General features: G+C 37.4%; 16 protein-coding genes. 15 read left to right on the top strand and 1 reads right to left on the bottom strand.

The annotated features are described in order from the left end of the window. The first annotated feature begins 23 nt into the window (after positions 1 to 23). From ACTJJ9_RS20315 to ACTJJ9_RS20300, 4 genes are all read left to right on the top strand, one after another. Positions 24 to 437, top strand: a complete 414-nt coding sequence (locus tag ACTJJ9_RS20315) for a DUF6892 domain-containing protein (RefSeq protein ID WP_145584656.1) — start codon at positions 24 to 26, stop codon at positions 435 to 437. A gap of 324 nt (positions 438 to 761) precedes the next feature. After that, positions 762 to 1,775, top strand: coding sequence for a S66 family peptidase (locus ACTJJ9_RS20310; RefSeq protein ID WP_145584653.1), 1,014 nt, complete (start codon positions 762 to 764; stop codon positions 1,773 to 1,775). A gap of 104 nt (positions 1,776 to 1,879) precedes the next feature. After that, complete coding sequence (locus tag ACTJJ9_RS20305; protein WP_145584651.1) at positions 1,880 to 2,164, top strand: hypothetical protein; 285 nt, start codon at positions 1,880 to 1,882, stop codon at positions 2,162 to 2,164. Between the two features lie 66 nt (positions 2,165 to 2,230). Next, positions 2,231 to 3,055 carry a CbrC family protein gene (locus ACTJJ9_RS20300; RefSeq protein WP_145584649.1) on the top strand — a complete coding sequence of 275 codons (825 nt, stop codon included), beginning with the start codon at positions 2,231 to 2,233 and terminating at the stop codon, positions 3,053 to 3,055. A 77-nt stretch (positions 3,056 to 3,132) separates the two neighbouring features. Here ACTJJ9_RS20300 and ACTJJ9_RS20295 read toward each other — a convergent pair whose 3' ends face one another. Continuing rightward, a complete protein-coding gene (locus ACTJJ9_RS20295) occupies positions 3,133 to 3,627 on the bottom strand; it encodes an Imm6 family immunity protein (protein ID WP_255452012.1) in 495 nt (164 codons plus the stop codon). A gap of 1,014 nt (positions 3,628 to 4,641) precedes the next feature. Here ACTJJ9_RS20295 and ACTJJ9_RS20290 point away from each other — a divergent pair. The 11 genes from ACTJJ9_RS20290 (at position 4,642) to ACTJJ9_RS20240 (ending at position 25,605) form a co-directional block, all read left to right on the top strand. After that, on the top strand, positions 4,642 to 5,067 hold the full coding sequence (locus tag ACTJJ9_RS20290; protein ID WP_186324310.1) for a lectin-like domain-containing protein: 426 nt from the start codon (positions 4,642 to 4,644) through the stop codon (positions 5,065 to 5,067). A gap of 29 nt (positions 5,068 to 5,096) precedes the next feature. Further along, a complete protein-coding gene (locus ACTJJ9_RS20285) occupies positions 5,097 to 16,139 on the top strand; it encodes an isopeptide-forming domain-containing fimbrial protein (protein ID WP_440768847.1) in 11,043 nt (3,680 codons plus the stop codon). 245 nt (positions 16,140 to 16,384) lie between these two features. Next, positions 16,385 to 17,341 carry a magnesium/cobalt transporter CorA gene (gene corA, locus ACTJJ9_RS20280; RefSeq protein ID WP_145585171.1) on the top strand — a complete coding sequence of 319 codons (957 nt, stop codon included), beginning with the start codon at positions 16,385 to 16,387 and terminating at the stop codon, positions 17,339 to 17,341. 499 nt (positions 17,342 to 17,840) lie between these two features. Then, positions 17,841 to 18,296, top strand: coding sequence for a DUF3574 domain-containing protein (locus ACTJJ9_RS20275; protein ID WP_249922030.1), 456 nt, complete (start codon positions 17,841 to 17,843; stop codon positions 18,294 to 18,296). A 244-nt stretch (positions 18,297 to 18,540) separates the two neighbouring features. Then, complete coding sequence (locus ACTJJ9_RS20270) at positions 18,541 to 18,984, top strand: hypothetical protein (RefSeq protein ID WP_440768845.1); 444 nt, start codon at positions 18,541 to 18,543, stop codon at positions 18,982 to 18,984. Positions 18,985 to 19,158: 174 nt separating this feature from the next. Further along, positions 19,159 to 19,701 carry a sigma-70 family RNA polymerase sigma factor gene (locus ACTJJ9_RS20265; RefSeq protein WP_145585167.1) on the top strand — a complete coding sequence of 181 codons (543 nt, stop codon included), beginning with the start codon at positions 19,159 to 19,161 and terminating at the stop codon, positions 19,699 to 19,701. Then, entirely contained in the window at positions 19,685 to 20,773 is a 1,089-nt protein-coding gene (locus ACTJJ9_RS20260) for a DUF4179 domain-containing protein (RefSeq protein WP_145585165.1), read from the top strand. Before ACTJJ9_RS20265 ends, ACTJJ9_RS20260 begins: the two co-directional genes overlap by 17 nt. Positions 20,774 to 21,086: 313 nt before the next feature. Beyond that, on the top strand, positions 21,087 to 21,995 hold the full coding sequence (locus ACTJJ9_RS20255; RefSeq protein ID WP_145585163.1) for a DoxX-like family protein: 909 nt from the start codon (positions 21,087 to 21,089) through the stop codon (positions 21,993 to 21,995). A gap of 4 nt (positions 21,996 to 21,999) precedes the next feature. Then, positions 22,000 to 22,611 carry a DUF4166 domain-containing protein gene (locus ACTJJ9_RS20250; protein ID WP_145585161.1) on the top strand — a complete coding sequence of 204 codons (612 nt, stop codon included), beginning with the start codon at positions 22,000 to 22,002 and terminating at the stop codon, positions 22,609 to 22,611. Further along, positions 22,580 to 24,145, top strand: coding sequence for a YndJ family protein (locus ACTJJ9_RS20245; protein WP_145585159.1), 1,566 nt, complete (start codon positions 22,580 to 22,582; stop codon positions 24,143 to 24,145). Before ACTJJ9_RS20250 ends, ACTJJ9_RS20245 begins: the two co-directional genes overlap by 32 nt. Positions 24,146 to 24,345: 200 nt before the next feature. After that, a complete protein-coding gene (locus ACTJJ9_RS20240; protein ID WP_145584920.1) occupies positions 24,346 to 25,605 on the top strand; it encodes a glycoside hydrolase family 18 protein in 1,260 nt (419 codons plus the stop codon). The last annotated feature ends 55 nt before the right edge of the window (positions 25,606 to 25,660 follow it).

Genomic DNA, 25,660 nt, shown 5'->3' with positions numbered 1-25,660 from the left:
TTTATAAAAATGGAGGAAGAAAAATGGACAGAAGTGGAATGTTTGAGGATTTTAATTTTAAATTGATTGTGATTGATGCTTTATTAGATAAGGAACCGATTTTTCATGAGGAGCTAACAGCATTAATTAATAAGTACGAAGATGATTTTGAATGGTATTCTGGGGCTGGCCCAATTGCTGAAATAAAGGAATATTTAGAAACGCTTCATTTGGATTCAACTGATTTGGATAAGATAGACTCCCTTTGCTTTGATGGCGGGAATGAAATCTATCATATTGTTAAGCCAGATTGGGATGGGGAGGATGATCTGTTTGATGTCGTATCTGTTGAAGGATTTCAAAATCTGAAAAGTTTAAAAACAGTTGATTATATTTCAATGTGTGACCCCAAAGTGTTAGAGCCGTTTGAAAAGGCGGGAATTGAAGTTCAGTATTAATGAGTGGTAAGTGATGAAACTGTTTAATAGTTTTTGAGATGTAAAGATAGTAAAAGCATCTTCCTTTGTGAAAACATGGGCTATTCCTAAAGCTCCTACTATTTTATCTAGTTCAAGGAATTAAAGTTAATTTTTTTTGGAGGGCATCTATCGCTGAGTTGAACACGGATAGGTGCTCTTTGTTTTTAGGAACAGAGATTCTAAAATATCTCAAATTAAATATTCATAGTGTCTACAAAACAAGCAAAGTTACTTTTCCGAAATAATTCATTGTTCAACTACACTCCATTTGGTAAAATGATGTAAAAAATTGGTGGGATTCAGATGATTAACTATCCATTTTTAGAAAAACATGCAACGATAGGAGTTACAGCACCGTCATCAGGGGTAGAGCCTGTGCTACATGATATGTTTAAACAATCATGTCATCGTATGAAGGAAAAAGGATTTCAGGTCGTTTGCGGTGAAACGGTTTGGACGCAAAAAAAGGCGAAATCCGCTCCTGCTCAAGTACGTGCAGCTGAGTTTAATGAAATGATGCGTGATGATGCGATTCATCTTATAATTCCTCCATGGGGTGGAGAATTGCTTATTGAAACCCTTGAATATATTGATTTTAAACATATAAAAAATAAGTGGTTATTAGGTTATTCAGATACAAGTGCGCTGTTATTAGCAATTACCTTAAAAACTGGAACTGCTACTGCTCACGGAACAAATCTCGTTGATTTAAGAGGAGAATATTCAGATGATACGACTGCAATGTGGCAGACAGTATTATCGACGAAGACAGGTGAAGCTGTCCTTCAGCATTCCTCGGCTAACTTCCAAAAGGAATGGGATCATCAAAATCCATCTCCGTGTGTGTTCCATTTAACAGAACAAACTTATTGGAAAGCTGTTTCTAACGAAAAGGTGATGATACAAGGCCGTTTACTTGGTGGATGTATCGATATAATAAGACATTTAATCGGCACGCCATTTGGTGATGTGAAAAAATTTAGAAACGAATATATAAATGAAGAGCCGATCGTTTGGTTTTTTGAGAATTGTGACCTGTCCACTACAGACTTGCGGCGGTCACTCGTGCAAATGAAGCTAGCTGGCTGGTTTGAGCAATGCACAGGTATTATGTTTGGCCGAAGCAGTGCGAATCCTTCTGTAAATGATTATACGACCCAAGATGTTTATCATGAGCTTTCTGCTGAGCTGAACATTCCGATTGTTTATGATATTGATTGTGGTCATGTTCCTCCACAAATGACGTTTATAAATGGTGCATATGCCGAGATTGAAGTTGAGGAAGGGAAAGGCTCTGTTCTGCAATGCTTTAAATAATGGCTGGCTATGCTAAAGCTTATTGAATTGAATGTGTGAGGCTACTTGAAATAACCAATAGATGAATAGCTCCTGTACAGAGTCTCTATTTATAGGAGGTAAAAATGAGTGTATCGAAAATTATAGAAGTTTATCCAAAACCAAAGGAAATTGAAGTGAAAATTGATTTTACCTTCGATTATATTGCTTTTGATGATAGTGGAGAGGATATCTTACCATTTGAGGCTTACAAAAGGTATAAAAAGCGAGATATGTTAATTGCTGTGGCGAAAATTAAAAGCGATAGCTGTGAATCAGGGTATGGTTTTATTATCTTTGACGAGGAGTTAGAGGAAAGCGGTGTCGTTGATGTGAGTCTTTTTCAAGACGAGAACGCCAAAGGTGATTAGCTGTTTTTGCTAGTTTGAGAGTTTTATAAGAAGAAAATGAATATTTAATATGAAGGAAGATTCGTGATGTCTTATACGTTAACATTAGAAATTAATCTTGCAGAATTGGCTAATCAACAGAAAGGATCATTCTTTTCTGAAGTAAGTAAGTTCATTCCGAAAGAAGATTTCCAACCGTTTAGAAAAGCGGTAAGTAAAAGTACAGAGGTTTATACTGCATTAGATTACGAATACGACAAAATGCTGAACATGAGGAAAATCATTAAGCTTTTGGATGACATGACGACGAAATTTACAATCTATCAGGAAACAGAAAAGGAAAAAGTATCAATAAGCCTTCTTGACCTTGAATCGATCGTAGGAGAGTTTAAGCTTATTCACAAGCTGCCTTATTTTAAATATCATCCTAATGTATATGAAAGTGGGAGTATCTCATACTATAAAGATATATGTGAGGTGTGCAACCGAGAGAGTTCCTTCTTTCATGAAGGCTTTTATGGTGAAAGTGACTTAGAAGAAATTTGTGTTCATTGTATTGCATCAGGGAAAGCAGGGGAGGAGCATGATGTTGAATTTAATAATCAATCCCCAACCTCCTTTGAGGATGCTCATAAAGTTGAGGAACTTCATTTAAGAACTCCTTCGATATTGTCATGGCAGGAAATATCATGGCTAGAACATTGTGAAGATTTTTGTGCATATGTTGGATCAGTTAATTGGGATGAAATTAGCCATCTTGAAAAAGAACTTCATGATGATTTAATGAAAGAAGCATCAGATTATAATCTCGAGCAGGAAGAGTTTAAAAAAGCGTTGAATACATATATAGTTGGTCATTTATTTACTTGCATTCATTGTGGCAAGCACCGATTAACGACAGATTTACCATAATATCAAAGTTTGCGGGGCTGTCTTGAGACAGCCCCTTCTAATCATATAGAGTTATAATTTGATTCGTCCTTTTTCGTTCATTCGCTTCGATACTTTTCCTCAAGTAGCTGTAGTTTTTCGCAAATATCCGGAGATAAATATTGTTTTGCCTCTTTAGATAAATTATCAATGTTAAGCTTTTCATCCTCTGGTGGTAAATGACCATCCCACAAATCTTGAGGGAAATACCTTTCATTAGCCTCACAAGCACATTGATAAGTAAAATAATACAAAGTCCATATTAGTAAATTAGCGGGAACTTCATACTTCTCTTCAAGGCTGTAGATTGCAATAAAATTAAAGCATCCATATTCTACATCATCATCATTACACATTTCATAAATATCTTCCCAATTTATTTTTTTCCCTGTTAGCCATTCTTTCCCCATTTCAATCATCTTTTTGAACTTTTGAAACGCCTCTTTGTACTCGCTATCGTTAAATTCTGTCTCTAAATATTTTCTTGTTTCATCTGCATACGCCAAGCATATTGCTACTCTACTATTAATGCTTGTTTCCATGATATCTCTCATATATGCTAACCTCCCTTGGTCGTCTCTTTTTTATTGATAAAAAATATCTTCTCTATCTTTTAAAATTTTAGAAGATTTATAAATTTGATTTATATAAACTATCAATTTAACTCTACTATTCTTTCTACTAACCTCTCAAGCTATATTCATAACTTTTAGTATTTTTTGTATAAAAATGTCATTCTATAGCGTGAGATTTAGAATTTCTGCTTATCCAAAAGATAGAGCGATTTAAATAAGTCGAAAGTTGTAGTCGGAAAATTCCCCTTTTTGTGACAAAAATTTATTAGAGTTTGAAAATTTTCGCGAAAAAATTATGTAAAAAAGTTGAAGTTTTTGTAATATTAGTTCGAATTTCCCTTGTTTCGCTCGATAAATAAAATATATTATGGAAGTGTCAACGTATAAATATTTCCAATTACTTATATTGATTGTATTTTCAGAATACAGAATGTTATTTACAGCAGTGATTTTCCCTTATTTAAAAAGGGTTATGGTACAAAAGTGCCACAATCGATTTAGGATTATTTATATGTCTTAAGTCTTTATTGATGTCGATTCCCCCCCTCAAAACTTGTTTTTTTGAAAAATATTATCTAGGAAACTGATAGATGTCAGTTAGTAGACAGTTGAGTGCATTTAAAGGAGGTGAGGATTTTTTGTATAGGAAGTCGAGTCTTTTTGTTGCATGATGGATTATCGGGCTTACTGCTTGCAAGGTAGATGAACCAGTCTACTAATAAAAGTGAGGAAGGTAATTTTATCAAGTGATACATATTCAAGAAAAAAAGGTGCAGCAAAAGGCAAATTCTCCAACTGTCAAAGTAGATAAGTCACAACAGGTAAGTGCTAGTAAAAATCTTTCATTTTAATATTTTTATAAGTTTAGAGAATAAATAAAGTTTCCCTACCTGAGTAGAAACTTAGTTATTTTCAAGCTTTGTTACTGGCCTTATAAGATTCTATTCATAGTTGACAGAGAGGAAATTCAATATTGAGGGAGGGGGAAATATATTGAGATCAAAGTCGACAGTCAGTAAAATCTTTAAAATATTTTTAGTTTTTTTAATTGTTATCTCATATAGCTTAAATCAACCTCTTGGTCTTGGTCTCATAAAGACAGAGGCGGCTACTACAGATGATAATTGGCTGACGTATAAGCTTGATGGATTCTCTGGAGATACTGTAGATCAATTGTTTAATGTAATGGGTTCTGCAAGTGTTCCGGAAGGACAAAATTTTATACGATTAACACCTGCAACCCAATTACAAAGTGGAACAGTCATTACGAAAAATAATTTCTGTCCGAAAGACAATTATTCTTTTAGTACAGCATTTTCATTTAAAATTGCTAATACAAGCCCTAATGGAGCGAGTGACGGATTCACCTTTACTCTTCAGGCTAACCAAACCAATCCATTAACTAATGGGGGGGGTTAGGTGTTTATGGTACCGCACCGAGTTTTAGTATAAAATATGATACTTTTAAAAATGATGTTTATAAAGACCCGTCAGATAATAATATTGCGCTTACTGTAAATGGAGAACCGGTCAATCAATCCGGTTGGTATACAGATTTAGATCAGTACAATACGACGAACGGTACTAATTATGAATTATCTAACGGAACTCAATATTATACATGGATTGACTATGATGGATTAAATCAAAACGTTCAAGTCCGATTAGGTACTTCTCCAGATAGAGCGAGTTCTCAAGTAGTGCTAGATGTAAACAGCATCAATCTTGACTCGATATTTAATGGAGCAAAACCTTATGCGAGCTTTACTGCATCAACAGGGTCTCCTAACTATGAGACACACGATATTTATAACTGGTATTTTGTAAACCAATACGCACCTATTGATACGCTTAATCCGCAAAACGATTATAAACAAGCACCTAGCAGCTTGGAGTTAGCGGCATCAACGGATAATGGATATAATGCTGCCGTAACTTTATTAGATCCATTAGGTAAACCAGTTCAGGGGGCATCTCTGGATAGTTTTACCTCAAACGTAGGGGAGCTAACAGGGCCTAACGGAGAGGCTGTGACTGATTTAGTTTCAGATGCAGATGGAAAGATTCAAGCAGAATTGAATAATGCAGGTCATAATCAGGAAGTTACCCTTGCAGCTGCTTATGATTGCTTAACTGACTCTACATCTTTCACTTCTACAAACCAACCGCCAACTGCACCGGATGATACAAAAACGACTGCAGTAAATGAGCCGGTTTCAGGTCAAGTAGAAGGACAGGATCCAGATGGAGACAGCTTAACGTATCGTGCAGGTAATCAACAACCTACTAATGGTACGGTAAATGTAAACGAAGATGGTACATGGACATATACTCCGAACAAGGACTATGTTGGAGACGATACATTTACAGTCATTGTAGATGATGGTTATGGTGGGACAGCAGAAGCAACAATCACGATTCACGTTACACCTACACCAATATTAGAGTCTAAAAAATCTTCAAGCATCGAAAAGAAAGCTGATGGAAATACAGATGCGAGTAATCCGGAAGTTGGAGATACATTACTGTATACAATTGAAACTCGAAACACACTTGAAAATAGTTCGGTCACAAACTTAACAATCACCGATGATATTCCAGAAGGGGTAGAATATGTACCTGGAACATTGACTGTAGATGGTACAGCAGTGACTGATGCACAAAGTGATGATAAAGGTCATTTTGCAGATGGACAAGTAGTTGGTCAATTTGGCGATGTAACGGATACGGAATGGCATACATTGACATTCCAAGTGACTGTAAACGCAGATCAAGCTGGTCAAACGATTGCCAACACAGGCGTAGTAACAGGTGATAATATTACCACACCAGATAAACCAAACACACAAGTGACAATCAAGCCAGAAGGATCTACAAATGCATGTCCAGCACCAATAGCATTGATTAATGGTAGCTTTGAGGAATTAGCATATTCACCTGATGATCCAAGAACTCCTGCTGGACCAGGGTGGACTGGTATCCAGGATGAATATATACCAGGATGGACTACAACCGATTCAACCGGTAGATTTGACATTTTTGTTAAAAGTTTAATGGATAAACTTGCAGATGGTGCTCGTGATAAACATGAGGTTATTCATGGTCAGCAGTTTGCTGAAATGAATAGTTTTGAGAATGCAACCTTATATCAAGATGTTCAAACTACTCCTGGACAAACCATTTATTGGCGCTTAGCTCATAAAGGTAGATATGGCGTAGACACGATGGCGGTGAAGATTGGTTCTAATACAACTGCACCAAATAGTCTTCCGAAAGTTCAAACAATGTCAACAGATAAAGACGCTTGGAAATATTATACGGGAACGTATACAGTTCCGGCTGGTCAAACAGTAACACGTTTTGGTTTTGAAGCCATTTCTTCAGCCACTGGAGACATAAGAGCTGGTAATTTCATAGACGATATTTTCCTTGGAACAGAACCATGTGTCGTTGCAGAAAAAACAGTCTCACCAGATGGAGATGTTTTTGCTGGTGACGAGTTAACGTACGAAGTAAATGTGAAAAACAATGGCGGAGACGTCGCAGCTAATACTGTCTTTGAAGATGCAATTCCTGAAGGTACTGAATATGTACCAGGCTCGTTAAAAATTACAAACGGATCAGGAACAGTTGAATTAACAGACGAAAATGACGATGATGCAGGTCTTTTCGATGGAGAAAAAGTCATTGTTAAATTAGGTGAGTTACAAAATACAACCAATTTACCTGACGGAATGACCGTTCAGTTTAAAGTTAAGACACTTACAACTGATGCAAATAAAGTCGTTACCAACAAGGCGCTCATTAATTATGACAATCTATTAATAAATGAAAGCCAATCAACAGAAACAAATGTAGTAACGAATACAGTCCTACCAAAGCCGCAAATTAATGCATGTCTTAAACCGGTAGCGTTGATTAATGGTAGTTTTGAAGAGGGTCCAGCTTACGGTTCATATAATGGTTCTTTCATGTTCCGTGAATCCGAAGTACCAGGATGGATGACTACAGATGATTCTCAAGGTGAAAAATTAATTGAAATATGGGATTATCAACGGGGATATCCTGCAGGTGATGTAAGGAATTTTCCTGCACCGCCAGATGGGAATAGGTATGCAGAGCTAAACGCTTATGAAAATGGAATGCTTTATCAAGATGTAGAGACGACACCTGGTCAAACACTTTATTGGCGATTGTCTCACATGGGACGCGAAGGGGTAGACACGATGCAGGTTCGTATCGGACAAGCGACAAGTAATCCGTATGATACTGTGCCACAAACTCAAATGTCTACTGGAAATACAGCATGGAAAACTTATACAGGAACTTATACTGTTCCAGCAGGACAAACTGTAACGCGTTTCGGTTTTGAAGCAGTTAAAACTGCAGGTGAAAATCTTGGAGGTTTTGGTTCAGGTAACTTCCTAGATGATATTTTCCTCGGAACAGAACCATGTGTCGTTGCAGAAAAAACAGTCTCACCAGAAGGTGATGTTTTCGCTGGTGACGAGTTAACCTATGAAGTAAATGTAAAAAATAATGGTGGAGACATCGCAGCAGATGCAGTATTTGAAGATGCTATTCCAGAAGGTACAGAATATGTTCCAGGATCTTTAAAAATTACAAATGGACCTGGCACAGGTGATTTAACTGATGGAACTGGAGACGATGCTGGATACTTTGATGCAGACAATAATAAAGTTGTCGTTGAGTTAGGTGATCTGGCGAACACAACTAACTTACCAGACGGAATCACTGTTCAGTTTAAAGTAAAGGCACTTTCAACTGAAACTAATAAAGTCGTTGCCAACAAGGCACTCATCAACTACGACAATCTATTAGTAAATGAAAAGAAAACAACAGAAACGAATGAAGTAACGACTACAGTCTTACCAAAACCGGAAATCGATGCATGTGCGAGACCAGTAGCATTGATTAATGGTAGCTTTGAAGAAGGGGCAGCAAGAGGTTCCTATACTTCTGCGGGAATCTATTTCTATGAATCTGAGGTTCCAGGATGGAAGACGACGGATGATGCCCAAGGCGTAAAACTTATCGAGATATGGAATCATAAGGTAGGGCTACCTTCAGTTGCACCAAACTTTGCAGATCCAGTCGACGGTGACAGATGGGCAGAATTAAATGCCTATGAAAATGGCATGCTTTACCAAGATGTAGCCACAACTCCTGGTCAAACACTTTATTGGCGCTTATCTCATATGGGTCGCCAAGGAGTTGACACGATGCAGGTTCGTATCGGACAGGCGACAAGTAATCCGTATAATACTGTGCCACAAACTCAAATGTCCACTGGAAATACAGCATGGAAAACTTATACAGGAACTTATACTGTTCCAGCAGGACAAACAACAACTCGTTTTGGCTTTGAAGCTTTGAAAACAGCTAGTGGAAATATAGGTGCTGGTAACTTCCTAGATGATATTTTCCTAGGAACAGAACCATGTGTTGTAGCAGAAAAAACAGTCTCACCAGAGGGAGAAGTAAACGCTGGTGATGAGCTAACATATGAAGTAAACGTGAAAAACAACGGTGGAGACATTGCGGCTGATGCATTATTTGAAGATGCGATTCCTGAAGGAACAGAATATGTTCCAGGCTCATTAAAAATTACAAATGGCACAGGAACAATCGATCTAACTGATGCAGATGACAGCGATGCAGGTCATTTTGATGGACAAAAAGTCATCGTAAAATTAGGTGACTTACCAAACGCAACTGATTTACCAAACGGAATGACCGTCCAATTTAAAGTAAAAGCATTAGTGAGTGATACAATTACTCAAGTCAAAAATAAAGCGCAAATCGACTATACGAACTTGTTAACGAACGAAGATAAAGTAGTCGAATCAAATGAAACGACAACACCTCTTACTTATCAGAAGCCTGTTCTTGATTCCAAAAAATCAGCAACTATTAAACAAAAAGCTGATGGCAATACAGATACAGAACACCCTGAAGTAGGAGACACACTTACTTACACGATTCAGACACAAAACACAATCTCAAATAGTCTTGTGAAAAACATGACGATTAAAGACAAATTGCCAGAAGGACTTGAATATGTTCCAGGAACATTGAAGGTTGATGGAGTGGCTGTAACGGATGACGAAGGTGATGATAATGGTCATTATGTTGATGGCACATTCACTGGTCAATTTGGCGACATTTTAGATACAGATGTGCATAAAATCGAATTTGAGGTTAAGGTGCTATCTGGTCAAGCTGGTAAGGATATCAAGAATATCGCAACTATATCAGGTGACAACTTTGATGTACCAAGCAGACCAGAAAATGAAGTAAAAGTATATCCACGTCTTCCAGTGTTAGAGTCGGATAAAACGGCTACGAATTTGGAAGCAGGCAAGGAAGTATTTGAAGTCGGTGACACAGTCGTTTATACGATTAAAACGCGTAATAAAGTATCAGATGGCGTAGTAACTGCCTTAAAGATTTCGGACACAATTCCAGCAGGACTCACATATGTAGCTGGAAGCTTGAAAATCGATGGTCAGTCTGCGACAGATGCCGATGATACTGACAATGGTTATGTTGTCAATAATGCAGTTCAAGGAACATTTGGAGATGTAACAGATACAGAATGGCATACTGTGGAATTCCAAGCGAAAATAAATTCGGGTCAATCGGAACAAGCAATTAAAAATATTGCCACGGTTGAAGGTGGAAATATCACTACCCCGGATAAACCGGAAGAAACAGTTAACGTAACACCGAAAAAGCCAAATCTTGTTTCTGAAAAGTCGTATACAATTCAGGAAAAAGCAGCAGAAAATACAGATTTAGAGCATCCTGAAGTAGGAGATACACTTCTTTACACAATCAAGACACAAAATACGATCGAAGATAGTCTTGTGAAAAATATGGTGATTTCAGATAAATTACCAGCAGGACTTGAATATGTTCCAGGTAGCTTAAAAGTCGACGGAGTGGCTGTATCAGATGCCGAAGATAATGACGATGGTCATTATGTAGATGGCATATTCTCTGGACAATTCGGCGACGTAAGAGATACTGCGGATCATAAAATTGAATTCCTTGTTAAGGTACAATCAGGTCAAGCAGGTAAGGATATTAAGAATATCGCAACCATATCAGGTGACAATCTCGAGACACCAGATAGACCAGAAACAGAAGTAAAAGTATATCCACGCCTTCCAGTTCTTGAATCTGAAAAATCAGCAACGAATGTGGAAGAAGGCAAGAACACCTTTGAAGTTGGCGACACAATCGAGTATACAATTCAAACTCGTAATACCGTTTCTGAAGGTGTTGTAGAAAATCTTGTGATTTCCGATACAATTCCAGCAGGATTGGAATATGTTCCTGGCACATTAAAAGTCGATGGAACAGTCGTAACAGATAGTCAAGATGGAGATAACGGACATTCTGTTGATGGCAAACTAGCTGGACAGTTTGGAGATGTTACTGACACGGAATGGCATACTGTTACCTTCCATGCAAAAGTGAAGCAAGGACAAGCTGGTCAAGTCATTCAAAATAAAGCGACAGTTGACGGTGACAATATTGATACACCAGATGAGCCAACGAAAGAAGTTGAAGTCAATACATCTGAGATCAAATTGTCGAAAGTAGCGGATAAACAATTCGTTCATGTCGGAGACATTGTTACGTACACAATTGAAGCGACAAATGCAGAAACTGGCGCAACATGGAATGGTACGATCAAAGATACATTACCAGCAAATGTAGAGCTTGTTTCAGGTTCAACTGAGTTGAATGGAACAGCATTAGCTGATGGCGATGTATGGAACGAAGGTCAATTAACGGTGAATCCAGTGACTGTAAAAGCTGGTGAAACAGCCACAATTACCTTCCAGGTAAAAGTGCTCGAAAATGCGTTAAACACGACTATTGAAAATATCGCAACTGGACATGATCCAGATCAGCCAATGGTTCCTGAGGAGACAACACCTACTAAAACAGAAGTTGATCCAAGTGCAGGTGAACTAAAAAGCTCTAAAGCTGTATTTAATAGTAATGGCGATGCGATTGATGGCCAAAAAGTTAAAGTTGGCGATGAGCTGACATATAAGATTACAGCAGAAAACATCAAAGCTGCGACAACAATTGTCAACAATGTCAAAGTAATTGATGATATTCCTGAAGGCTTAAGCTACGTACCAGGCACGTTAACTGTGAATGGCGAAGCAAAAGGCGACAGCGCAGTGAATGGCCAAGTGGTAACAGTCGATGATATCGGCAGCCTAAAAGGTGGCGAAAAAGTAGAAGTAGCCTTTACTGTAACAGTAACAGAAGACGCGAAAGGTGAAATCACAAATATCGCAACGGTTGAAGGCTCAGTACCAGGTGAAAATCCAGGTGATCCAGATCAACCAGATGAACCAGAAAAACCAGGAACAGATGTCAAAGTACCAGCTGATATCACATTGTCAAAAGTCGCTGATAAGAAAACCGTGCATGTCGGAGACATTGTCACGTATACAATTGAAGCGAACAATGCGGAAACTGGTGGCATATGGAATGGGACAATCGAGGATTCGTTACCAGCAAATGTAGAGCTTGTTTCAGGTTCAACGACGTTGAACGGAGCAGCATTAGCTGATGAAGACGTATGGAGCGAAGGTCAATTAACGGTGAGCCCAGTGACTGTAAAAGCTGGCGAAACAGCAACAGTTACCTTCCAGGTGAAAGTACTTGAAGGTGCACTAAACTCAACGGTTGAAAATATCGCAACCGCGTATGATCCAGACCAACCATTAGATCCAGATGAACCAGGAAAAGATCCAGAAAATCCAATCACCTCTACACCAACTGAAACAGAAGTTGTTTCAAGTGCGGGAGAATTGAGCAGTAAAAAAGCTGTATTTAATGCCAATGGTGATGTGATTGATGGACAAAAAGTAAAAGTTGGCGATGAGCTAACATATAAGATTACTGCAGAAAACATTAAAGCTGTGACAACGATTGTCAACAACGTTAAAGTAATCGATGACATTCCAGCAGGTCTAAGCTATGTACCAGGTACATTAACTGTGAATGGTGAAGCAAAGGACGACAGCGCAGTGAATGGACAAGCGGTAACAGTTGATGATATCGGAAGCCTAAAAGGTGGCGAAAAAGTAGAAGTAGCCTTTACTGTAACAGTAACAGAAGACGCTAAAGGTGAAATTACGAACATCGCAACGGTTGAAGGATCAGTACCAGGTGAAAACCCAGGAGATCCAGACCAACCAAATGAACCACAAAAACCAGGAACAGAAGTCAAAGTACCAGCTGATATTACATTGTCAAAAGTCGCTGATAAGAAAGTTGTTCATGTCGGAGATAATGTGACATATACAATTGAAGCGAAAAACAGTGAATCTGGTGGCATATGGAATGGGACAATCGAGGATCCATTACCAGCAAATGTAGAGCTTGTTTCAGGTTCAACGACGTTGAACGGAAAAGCATTAGCTGACGAAGACGTATGGAGTGAAGGACAATTAACGGTGAGTCCAGTAACTGTAAAAGCTGGTGAAACAGCGACAGTAACCTTCCAGGTGAAAGTACTTGAAGGTGCACTAAACTCAACGGTTGAAAACATCGCAACCGCGTTTGACCCAGACCAACCATTAGATCCAGATGAACCAGGAAAAGATCCAGAAAATCCAATCACAACTACACCAACTGAAACAGAAGTTGTTTCAAGTGCCGGTGAATTAAGCAGTAAAAAAGCTGTATTTAATGCCAATGGTGATGTGATTGATGGCCAAAAAGTAAAAGTTGGCGATGAGCTAACATATAAAATTACAGCTGAAAATATTAAAGCTGCGACAACAATCGTCAACAATGTTAAAGTAGTCGATGACATTCCAGCAGGTCTAAGCTATGTACCAGGCACATTAACAGTGAATGGTGAAGCAAAAGACGACAGTTTAGTGAATGGCCAAGTGGTAACAGTTGATGATATCGGCAGCCTAAAAGGCGGCGAAAAAGTAGAAGTAGCCTTTACTGTAAAAGTAACAGAAGAAGCTAAAGGTGAAATTACCAACATCGCAACGGTTGAAGGAACAGTTCCAGGTGAAAACCCAGGAGATCCAGACCAACCAAATGAACCACAAAAACCAGGAACAGAAGTCAAAGTACCGGCAGATATTACACTTACAAAAGTGGCAGATAAGAAAGTTGTCAATGTCGGAGATACTGTAACATATACGATTGAAGCGAAAAATAGTGAGACTGGTGGCGTATGGAATGGGACAATCGAGGATCAACTCGCCGATCAAGTCGAGCTAGTCGCAAATACAACCAGATTAAATGGTAAGGCATTAACAGACGGAGACGTATGGAGTGAAGGTCAATTAACGGTAACCCCTGTTACTTTACAAGCTGGTGAAACAGCGACAATCACCTTCCAGGTGAAAGTGTTAGAAAGTGCAGTAAGTACAACTGTTGAAAACATCGCAACAGCGTATGACCCAGACCAACCATTAGATCCGACTGAACCAGGAAAAGATCCAGAAAATCCAATCACCACTACCCCAACTGAAACAGAAGTTGTTTCAAGTGCAGGAGAATTAAGCAGTAAAAAAGCTGTATTTAATGCCAATGGTGATGTGATTGATGGACAAAAAGTAAAAGTTGGCGATGAGCTAACATATAAAATTACAGCAGAAAACATTAAAGCTGCAACAACGATTGTCAACAACGTTAAAGTTGTCGATGATATTCCTGAAGGCTTAAGCTATGTACCAGGCACGTTAACAGTGAATGGTGAAGCAAAAGACGATAGTGCAGTGAATGGCCAAGTGGTAACAGTCGCTGATATCGGCAGCCTAAAAGGTGGCGAAAAAGTAGAAGTAGCCTTTACTGTAACAGTAACAGAAGAAGCTAAAGGTGAAATCACAAACATCGCAACGGTTGAAGGAACAGTTCCAGGTGAAAACCCAGGAGATCCAGACCAACCAAGTGAGCCGCAAAATCCGGGAACAGAAGTCAAAGTTCCAGCAGATATCACGTTGTCAAAAGTCGCTGACAAGAAGGTTGTCAATGTCGGAGATAGTGTGACATATACGATTGAAGCGAAAAATGGCGAAACTGGTGGAGTATGGAATGGTACAATCGAGGATCCATTACCAGCAAATGTAGAGCTTGTTTCAGGTTCAACGACGTTGAACGGAAAAGCATTAGCTGATGAAGACGTATGGAGCGAAGGTCAATTAACGGTGAGTCCAGTGACTGTAAAAGCTGGTGAAACAGCAACGATTACCTTCCAGGTGAAAGTACTTGAAGGTGCACTAAACTCAACCGTTGAAAACATCGCAACAGCGTATGATCCAGACCAACCATTAGATCCGAATGAACCAGGAAAAGATCCGTCGAATCCTATCACAACTCCACCAGCTGAAACAGAGGTTGTTCCAGGTGCAGGAGAGTTAAGCAGTGCGAAAGCAGTGTTTAATCGTGAAGGTGAAGCAATTGAAGGTCAAAAAGTAAAAGTTGGCGATCAGCTAACATATAAAATTACAGCAGAAAACATCAAAGCTGCGACAACAATCGTCAACAATGTCAAAGTAGTCGATAACATTCCTGAAGGCTTAAGCTATGTACCAGGCACATTAACGGTGAATGGTGAAGCAAAAGACGACAGCGCAGTAAATGGACAAGTGGTAACAGTCGCTGATATCGGCAGCCTAAAAGGTGGCGAAAAAGTAGAAGTAGCCTTTACCGTAACGGTAACAAAAGACGCTACAGGTGATATTACGAATATCGCAACGGTTGAAGGAACAGTCCCAGGTGAAAATCCAGGAGGTTCTGACCGACCAAGTGAACCGAAAAATTCGGGTACGAAAACAAAATTACCTGCAGACATTACGTTATCGAAGGTAGTCGATAAGGAAACTGTCAGTGTTGGAGATATTGTGACATATACGATTGAAGCGAAAAACGGTGAAACGGGTGGTAAATGGAATGGTACAATCCAGGATCAACTCGTTAAGCAAGTTGAGCTTGTCGCAAATACGACCAAATTAAATGGAAAAGCATTAACAGATGGTGACGTCTGGAGCGAAGGTCAATTAACGGTTAGCCCTGTTACTTTACGAGCTGGTGAAACAGCAACGATTACCTTCCAGGTAAAAGTGTTAGAAAGTGCAGCAAATACAACCGTTGAAAACATCGCAATCGCGTATGACCCAGACCAACCATTAGAGCCAAATGAACCAGGAAAAGATCCAGAAAATCCAATTAAGACAACACCGACAAAAACAAAAGTAGTACCAGTTGATGGTGATGTCCCTCCTTCAAACGACGGAGATAATGACAATGATGGTATAGATCCTGTAAAGCCAGACAATGAACCGGCAAGAGATCCGCAAAAGCTGCCACAAACAGGTGAAGACCAATCAAATTACATTCTGATTGGATTACTCATGATCGGAACTGCGTTAATTGGACTGTTAGTGAGAAGAAGATATTTAACAAAATAATCTAATAGATTATTAAAATAGCTTCTAATAACAATTTTGTAGTTTTTTCATACACCCCAAAAGATACCTAACTTTTGGGGTGTATTTTTTTGTTTTTAATTAGTTAGAAAAAGAACCTCACATTTTAATTATTGGCATTAGTTCCCTCAAGAAAAAATGAGTTCCTTTGCAAAAAAACAATAAAATAGTAGGAAAGATTCGTTATAATGGTAGTGCTAGAAGTAAATTTTAGAAGGTGTTAATGAATGATAAATTTTATTGGAGTGACGAATGAAAATACGCTTGAAAAAGAAATAGCATTAACTAATATAAATTTTTCAAAATATAAGTGGTTTTGGGTTGATTTTAATGAACCTACTGACGATGAGATAAATCATTTAGCAGACACTTTTCATTTTCACCCACTAGCCATTGAGGATTGTGTTCAGAGGCTTCAACGACCTAAATTAGACTATTATGATAACCATACATTTTATGTAACACATATTGTAAGAGAAGTGGATAAGGAAATTGTAAAGGAAGAATTAGACTTTTTTGTTGGCGCGAACTTTGTCGTTACCTTTCATCGTTCTCCTTCAAATGAAGTGTCTCAGGTTTGGGATAGATTATTGGCCCAACATAATATCGATAGATGGGACACCTTTTATGTGTTCTATCAAATTTTGGATAAAATAGTAGATAACTATTTTCCGCTTATTTATAAAATTGAGGATGAGTTGGACAAAATTGAAGATAATACGCAAAATAAATCAATGAATGCTTTATTAAATGAGTTATTTGATATCAGGTATTTGCTGCTAAATTTACGACATACGATTAATCCAATGCGGGATTTGCTTTATCGGATGTTAAATTCCCAACATTTAATCGAGATTAGGGATAGAAGAGAATACTTTTCCAATATTTATGACCATTTACTTAAGCTAACAGAAATGGTGATGTCGAATCGAGAGGTAACGGCTGATATAAGAGATAGCTATTTGTCACTAAACTCACATCAAACAAATAACGTCATGAAGGTTTTAACGATTATTACTTCAATATTTGCTCCATTAACATTTATTGCAGGAATATATGGAATGAACTTTGAAAACATGCCTGAATTAACATGGAAATATGGATACTTTATTTGTTTAGGGCTCATGGGGCTAAGTGGTGTATCGATGTTCCTTTGGTTTAAGAGGAAAGGTTGGTTTAAATAAACACTATTAGATGACCAATTAGTAGATATAGTTTTTTCTAATATGATAGAACATTTGGAGAAAGTCATTATCTATTAAAAAATGAAAGACTTCCTTGGGATTAAGGGAATCTTTTAAAATGTAAGGCAATGTTAAAGATTATTGTTGACTGGAACATATACATTAGTCTACTGCTTAGAGAAGGGTGAGGAAGGGAGAGTCCATAGGCGCGGAAATACGAGGAGGCTCCCGAACCGCCCGCGGAAGGTGAATTCCTGTAGTGGAAATCATCAACAAAGTTTAACAGAGCCAAATGTAAAAAGGATAGTCAAATTAGGTTTCTTGTATAAAACATGTCTGTAATAAGCATTAATTTACGCTGAATAATATGAAAAAGGACCCTAATTTATATTATTTCTTATAGAAGTAAGGAAGGCTTACCTATTCCTAAAAGAATTCCACTATTTTACATTATAAAGAGTAAGGCAATGGTTTATAAACAGTAAAAGGAGTGGTAGTCTTGAAAAGGAATAAGTTGTTGTATTGGGTATTATGTTTGGTATTAGTTGGCTTCTTAGGAAATACGGTATATGCAGCTGGCAAAGAAGAAACGAATAATGTTAAAGAAACGAACGCATTGAAGGGACAATATCATCTAGAGGATGTTGTGAAAATTTATGTCCCATCAACTTATGATATTGATCAGCCTATTGATAATACCCCATATGTAAATAAGACACTTGAGACCTTCTCTAAAATGTTCGGAGGAGCGACGTCTATAGAGGGAACTGGTGCATGGGTATCTGATAATGAAGAGTTGATTAAAGAAAAAGTAACAATTGTTTATAGTTTTGTCGAAAAGTTAGACAAGAAAAAAGTGAACGAAGTAGTAGCTTATGCAAAATCGTTAAAAGAAGAAATGAAACAATCTTCTGTGTCGCTTGAGGTGAACGGTAAAATGTATTTTATCGAATAAAGCGTTGCTATTAGAGCAAATCTAGTCAATAAGTATTTTAGAAATAGATCGTTCCCTTTTATCCTCCATCGAGCTGTTCATTCAGCTCTTTTTTATTGGTACAGAGTATTTCGTGTTATGAACAACTAAGTCCTAAGACTGATATGATTTTAGACTTTTTCTGTATAGAAAAAGGAGTTTGTGAATGTTAATATTTTCATATATTGGCAGTAAGTATTTTGCGAGGCTCTTTAGGAGGAAAGCGATGATGAAAAAAGGTAGTGTACTACTTATAGTTGTAATGAGTATATCTATACTATTAATTGGCTGTAGCATAGGGAAAAAAGATATGAATGAAGATTTTGGTTTTGAGAAAGCACAAAGGATTGAGGTTTTGTCAGAGGGAAATCCAAGCTTGGTTTTGAAAAAAATTGATAGTAAAGAGGAAATCATTGAATTCGTTCGCTCACTTAAAGTTGATAAATGGGTAAATGAGGATACTCCTACAAATGCAGAACAAGAGTATATTTATGAAATGTATCAGGAGGATACACACAAGCCTGGAGATTCTCAAGAAAAGAAGCTTGAAGAAATTGCTACAGTTATTACATATAAAAATAGTCCTTATATTAGTTTTACAGCAAAGGAATTAAACGTGAGCTTCAAGGTTCCAGAAGAAGTAGCAAAGGAACTTTCTAAAATTCCTTAATAACAAATTCTTAAATAGTGTAATAGATTGTGTAAGTTGAAATGGTGCTTTGCTTCAATAAGGAGCAAAGTATTTTTTTGTTTAATTGGTAAAAAAATTTTAAAAAAAATCAGGTGTTTTGAAACTTTTTTCATGTCCAGATAGCTCTAATTAAGTGAAAGGAGGGATTACAACGTGAAGCATGATCTACATACAGTGAAACGAGCGATTAAAGGGGACGCAGCTGCATTTGAGGAATTGCTATTTCTTGAAGAAAAAATGCTCTATTATAAAGCTCTTTCTTATGTTGGAAATAAGGAAGATGCTCTGGATGCGATACAAGAGGCTGCATGCAAAGCGTTTCTATCAATAGGTAAATTGAAAAATCCAGAGTATTTTTCAACATGGTTATTTAAAATTCTTATTCATGAGTGCTATAACCTATTGCGAAAACGAAAACAAATTATCCCATATGAAGAAAATGAACTGCTAAAGAAATTAGATAAAAAGCAAGACAAAGAGATAGAGTCCTTTCATTTAAGTGAGGCATTATCGACACTTAATACATCCTATCAAACATCTATTATCTTATTTTACTATCATGACTTATCAATTAAAGATATTTCCGAGGTAATGGAAAAGCCAGTTGGGACGGTAAAAACCTATTTACGCAGAGCGAAGAAAAAATTAAAAAGTGAGCTGGAAAGGAGCTATAAATTAAATGGAAAAATCACATAATCGGTTTGATGAGTTTCCAAAGGAACAAGTTCGATCAGCGATTCAAATGGGGATTGCTCAAGCAGAAGAACAAATGAAAAACAAGGTGAACACTCCTTATCGCAATCGAAAAAATAATAAAAAACGTAAGGTGATTTATGCTCTTGGTAGTGTTGCAGCTGCTTTTGGGCTATTGATTGGTTCATCTTACTATTCTCCGGTTCTAGCGAGTAATTTGGCGCAAATACCGCTTATTGGCTCTGTATTCGGTGATTCTGATTTAATAGGGTTACAGCAGGCACAAAAAAAGGGATTAACAACAGAGGTTGGAGAGACACAGACAATCAATGGAATTTCCGTAACGCTTGATGAGATTTTATATGACCAAAATAATATTACAATCGGGCTCATTATTGAATCTGAAAAGGAGCTTGGGGAGCATTATTTTGGTGCTGGTATGGATTTTACGATTGACGGTGAATTACCTGACGGCTCCTCTGGTGGATACAAGGAGGAGAGTCAATCTGCAACAACAAAAACTGCAATTCAGACGATAACCGTAACCGATGATATGCCGAACGCTTTCGAGCTAGGATTAATTTTGCATGGGGAAAACGGAGAAAATTGGTATTTCTCAACGCCAATCAAAAAAATAACAGACATGAAAAAAGTTCCTATTCACCATTCACAAAATGTTGATGGCATTCATCTTACAGTCACAGAATTAGCTGTAAGTGATACAGGTGTTAGCGTATCTTTCGAGAGTTCTGAAGAAAAAACGGATTTTGAACAGAGTCGTGCAGGTGATATAGAATTTCTTATGGTTGATCAAAACGGAAATGAAATCACAAGCCATTCTGGTGGAGTAGAAGGTAAAAAGGTAAAAGACCATCTTGTTTATAAAAGCAACAAGCAGTTTGATCCAATTGATTCTACTGTTACAGAATTAACGATTACACCTTATATCGAAACACCAACAGGTAAAGGTGGAGAAGAATATGATCAAAATGGTAAATCAAAAGAGATAGAGTTTAAAGGTGATTCATTACAGAAAGTTGAGTTTGAGTCGTTTAAGGTGAATATCCCAAAATAAGTTTAAGAGCTGATTTTTCAGCTCTTTTCTCTTTGCATTTAATTGTAAACAATTTAGGTGAGGCTTAAGAAGGAAATGTTAAATAAATGGAGAATTATTATTTGATAGGAGATTGTTTGCCCCGTCTCGATTCACGAAATAGTTTATTCTTAATAGGATTAAACGTAATAAATAAAATGGATGAGAGTAAGTAAGTGGATAAACTTAGGTTCAATTTAAATATACTTGTGAAGAGTTTCACAATTACAAAAGGGATATTGAAAATATTGCATTACAATCTAGATAAAGAAAAAATCAAATTCCAGAGGTTACTATGAAAAATAAACCAATATATGTTGAGATACCGATAAAAGCAAAAGTAAATGAGGTATGGCGAATGACTCAAACGCCTGAACTCCATGAACAATGGGATTTAAGATTTTCTTCTATTACGTATTTACCGAAAAAAACAGAAGATGAGCCACAATCCTTTTTATATGAGACAAAAATAGGCTTTGGTTTTACCGTAAGCGGCTGGGGAAGAAGTGTCGGTACCCACAATAAAAATGATGGCACAAAAACTTCTTCCCTTCACTTTGGTACAGAACAAAAAATATCTCCAATTAAAGAAGGGAAGGGGTATTGGCAATATATACCGACAGAAAATGGGACAACGTTCCTGACCCAATATGATTACGAAATGAGAAATGGCTTGTTTGGGCGATTTATTGATTTCTTTTTCCGTCCGATTATGGGCTGGGGGACTGCACTAAGCTTTGATGTATTAAAACGTTGGCTTGAAACGGGGGAACAGCCGAGAACACAGTATATACGTTTCTTTAGTAATAGCTTCTTAACATTTCTATTTTTCTTCGTTTGGTTATATCACGGTCTTATCCCAAAAATTGTTGCTACCCATCCTGTAGAACTCTCTTTACTCACAAGCATAACATCACTTGATGGGGGATTTGCTGTGAATTTAGTTAAGGTAATTGGAATGATGGAGATTATATTCGGGTTTGTCTGGCTGATTTATCGGAGGAAAAGATATTTGTTCGCCCTTCAGCTTATTGTATTTCCGATTTTAATGATAACCACTATTCTTGCAGACTCATCACTTTGGTTACATCCGTTTAACCCGATAACCTTTAATTTGAGTCTTTGGTTTCTATCACTAATTGGTTTCTTACTAGCTAAAGATTTACCAACTTCGACAAACTGTAAACGTACTAGAAAGGTTTGATAATGTGTCAATTTACCGTGAGCTTTTAGGTGAGAACTTTTCAAGACTACATCCTAAGCTGCAAGAACGTTATGATCTTACAATAAATAAGACTTTTTATGCTTCGGGAACGATGTTAAACATAGAGAGCGGAAAGTGGTGGATAAAGCCGTTCTTAAATTTGGCAACCCGTTGGAAGTTTTTATTTCCTGAAGAGGGAAAGAATGTCCCTTTTACAATTAAAAATAGTTGTAGAAAATGTATGAATGGTGAAGACGAAATTTATTGGGAGCGGATGTTTTATTTTGATAAGGCTATAAGACATTTTAATGCCTTTATGACAATTGATTCAAAGCGAAAGGTTGTAAAGGATTATTTAGGAGAACCGAGCCTGTTTTATTCAGATTTGCATTTTGAAGTCACAGATAAAGGTTATTTACGCATTAAATCTGGGAGTCAGCGAATCGTTATTTCTCAACTAGAAATTCCGATTCCCCACCTATTCCAAGGAGTTGTTGATGTTGAGGAAGGATATGATGACGTAAAGGAAGTATATACGATAAAAGTGACGATACGAAATCGATTGATAGGAAGGCTGATAGCTTATGAAGGGATTTTTAAGCCCGAAGATTTATAGTTCAATTACTCTAGGTGGAATGGGGCTATTTGTTACATGTAGTTTTTTAACAGATGAGCCTTATTTATTAATGCTTACGGTTGCTCAACTCGTTTTTATCCCAGTCATGCTTCAGATGATCCTGGATTTAAAAAAGCTACATGTTTTTTTCATATGGTTAGGAATGCTTTCCATAGTATTATTGCATGTCTTTACGTCGGATATTGGGCAGCTTGTCTTTTCTTCTTTGTATTTTATTTTTACCGTTTTTGTAGCATTATGTGGTTTATATCGATTTTTAAATCGCGGATTTGTAAACTGGGCAGAAATTTCAATTGATATAGGTATGATGTATTTATTTATAGGTGGTGGATGGTTATTTATTTATCAGAATGGAATTGATATGGGCTTTAGTCCTCTTATTAATTGGCTTACAGCTATTCATTTTCATTACTCTGCATTTTTATTGCCGATATCTATCGGATTGCTCGGTCGCATGCAAATGTCCCGATTATACCGTTGGATTGTATCCTTTGTTATAGCAGGGCCTTTACTAGTAGCTATAGGGATTACATTTTGGCCGTTTCTAGAATTTTTTTCCGTGCTGCTTTATATTTTTGCGATATATAGTCTAGTATATCTAGCATTTAAAACAAGATTTCCTAGTCTTTTACAGGCATTATTTGTTCGCTTATCATACAGTGCATTGAGCATTACGATTTTATTCTCATTTCTTTATGCAGCAGGAAGAGCGTTTGGGATATGGTATGTAGGGATTGATTTTATGCTAACCTTTCACGGTATATTTAATTGTTTACTGTTTGGACTTTTAGGTTTAATAGGTTGGGCAATTAAGGTACCAAAATCAAAGCAGCATGGTTGGAGTTTCCCAGTTAGTCAAATTCGTGGCAAATTAAAAGTAGATGACACATATGAGCAAGGGCTTGTTGAGCATTTAAATGTTTTCGTAGATACAAAGGTATTGCCAAGTACGATTATCGATTTTTATGAACATACTGAACGATATCGATTATTTTCTTCAGTAAGGTGGGCTGCCTGGTTTAAGCCCTTCTTACTAATTTATAAGCTGTTTAGTGTTCAAATGCAGCAATTAAATTTGCCGATCTCAAGTAAGACGACTGAGATGAAAGGGGAAATATTCGCAGTTGATCCATTAATGGATGGAAGGAAAAACCCTCGGGCATGGGTAAGAAAAGTTAGGCAAAATACTGTCTTTACAGCAATTTATTCCTATCACGAAAATATGGGACGGACATATATGAATATTGCCCTTCCACTTCCCTTTTCGACTATGATTGGGATTCTACAGCTTAATGAAATCAATGGTTCTCTCGTACTTTCAAGTGAGGGAGAAGGGGACCCAGGTATATATTTAGCAATAGGAAAGATGCTTTTTAAGCTACCGTTATCAGAATACTTTTTAATTGAAGAAATTAGGGAAGGAGAGCTTACAGCTACCCATAAAATGCGATTATTCGGAATCCCCTTTTTACTAATTCATTACAGTATAATACGAAGTGAAGTAGCCAGTTAAGTGTTTTAACAAATAATCGTTGAATTAGGGGTAGCTATAGCTACTCCTTTTTTTGGGATATAACAATTACATAAATGATTTATTTCCATTCTAAAACGAAAAATAAATCATATAAATGAAAGGAAATTACTTCTTTTTTCAATAGATAAAACTTGATAAAGGGTATGGAATTTTTCGGATCCTTTCATGGAGGGACGACAATGTTTTATCATGAGGTTCAAGCTGGTGATTCCTTATTTACAATAAGCAGGAGATACGGGGCTGCGATCGATCAGATTCGTCTTGTGAATGGTTTAGCAGAAGCGAATATTGTTCCGGGTCAAGCTTTGCTCATTCCTTTATATACGTATATCGTTCAACCGGGGGATACTTTGACGAGGATTGCAAGAAGGTCTTTCATATCTGTAGAGCGGCTAACACGAGCAAATCCGACTGTTACCTCTGCTACATTACAACCAGGGATGAGATTAACGATTCCTACTATGAATTATCTTGCCTCTACATTAAGCTTCTACGTTGTTCGAAGCCCAGAGCTAGACCGGGCTTTAATCAGTGATTTTGCCCCATATAGTACAGCTATATCTATTTTTGAATATCATTTTGCTAGTAATGGAGATATTGCCAATACGTTAAATGATTTAACAGCCATACAAACAACATGGAGCCATCGGGTCAGACCTCTTGTGACGATCACGAATTTAACAGCAGAGGGCTTTAGTCCTGAACTTGTTCACCAAGTATTAAACAATCCAACAGCAAGGACGAACCTTGTGAATAATATTGTTTATTTAGTGACAAATAGAGGGTATGGTGGTGTGAATATCGACTTTGAACGCGTTATGGCTGAAGATCGAGATCTCTATACAGGATTTTTACGTGAGTTGAAGGAACGGTTGCAGCCACTTAGAAGCACGCTTACAATTGCTGTTCCTGCAAAAACGAGTGAAGATATTCCATGGCTTAGAGGATATGATTACGGAGGAATAGGCTCTGTTGTCGACTTTATGTTTATCATGGCTTACGATTGGCACCATGCGGGAAGTGAGCCAGGACCTGTTGCTCCCATAACTGAGGTACGGAGAACAGTGGAATTTGCGATAAGATATGTCCCTCGTAGAAAAATTATTGTTGGCACACCTTTATATGGATACGATTGGATGATTCCGTACATACCGGGAAGGGCTGCGCCAGCAATTTCAAATCAAGATGCGATCGATACCGCAATGAGACATCAATCACCGATACAATATTCAACTGAATTTGAATCACCATTTTTCCGTTATACCGATCAACAAGGAGTCACACATGAAGTTTGGTTTGAAGATGTGAGAAGCATGGGGGCAAAAATGTCCCTTATTCAAGAATATGGATTAGAGGGGTTAGGGGCATGGCAGCTAACATTGGGCTTTGCACCAGGACCTTGGCTTTTAACGAAATTTTTTACAATTAGAAAGGTATAAAAATGAGAAATCGTTTCAAGGTGCTTTTCTAAAAAATGTATTGAATAGACAGTCG

This window comes from Metabacillus sp. 22489 (assembly GCF_052044855.1).
Classification (GTDB): domain Bacteria; phylum Bacillota; class Bacilli; order Bacillales; family Bacillaceae; genus Metabacillus; species Metabacillus niabensis.
The sequence above is the reverse complement of the archived record's forward strand: the minus strand, read 5'-3'. Positions and strand labels throughout refer to the sequence as shown.

What these genes read in the sequence shown, in the direction of transcription:
- ACTJJ9_RS20315 (WP_145584656.1), top strand. Translation starts at nt 24, where the DNA reads ATGGACAGAAGTGGAATGTTTGAGGATTTTAATTTTAAATTGATTGTG.
- ACTJJ9_RS20310 (WP_145584653.1), top strand. Translation starts at nt 762, where the DNA reads ATGATTAACTATCCATTTTTAGAAAAACATGCAACGATAGGAGTTACA.
- ACTJJ9_RS20305 (WP_145584651.1), top strand. Translation starts at nt 1,880, where the DNA reads ATGAGTGTATCGAAAATTATAGAAGTTTATCCAAAACCAAAGGAAATT.
- ACTJJ9_RS20300 (WP_145584649.1), top strand. Translation starts at nt 2,231, where the DNA reads ATGTCTTATACGTTAACATTAGAAATTAATCTTGCAGAATTGGCTAAT.
- ACTJJ9_RS20295 (WP_255452012.1), bottom strand. Translation starts at nt 3,627, where the DNA reads ATGAGAGATATCATGGAAACAAGCATTAATAGTAGAGTAGCAATATGC.
- corA (WP_145585171.1), top strand. Translation starts at nt 16,385, where the DNA reads ATGATAAATTTTATTGGAGTGACGAATGAAAATACGCTTGAAAAAGAA.
- ACTJJ9_RS20270 (WP_440768845.1), top strand. Translation starts at nt 18,541, where the DNA reads ATGATGAAAAAAGGTAGTGTACTACTTATAGTTGTAATGAGTATATCT.
- ACTJJ9_RS20260 (WP_145585165.1), top strand. Translation starts at nt 19,685, where the DNA reads ATGGAAAAATCACATAATCGGTTTGATGAGTTTCCAAAGGAACAAGTT.
- ACTJJ9_RS20255 (WP_145585163.1), top strand. Translation starts at nt 21,087, where the DNA reads ATGAAAAATAAACCAATATATGTTGAGATACCGATAAAAGCAAAAGTA.
- ACTJJ9_RS20245 (WP_145585159.1), top strand. Translation starts at nt 22,580, where the DNA reads ATGAAGGGATTTTTAAGCCCGAAGATTTATAGTTCAATTACTCTAGGT.
- ACTJJ9_RS20240 (WP_145584920.1), top strand. Translation starts at nt 24,346, where the DNA reads ATGTTTTATCATGAGGTTCAAGCTGGTGATTCCTTATTTACAATAAGC.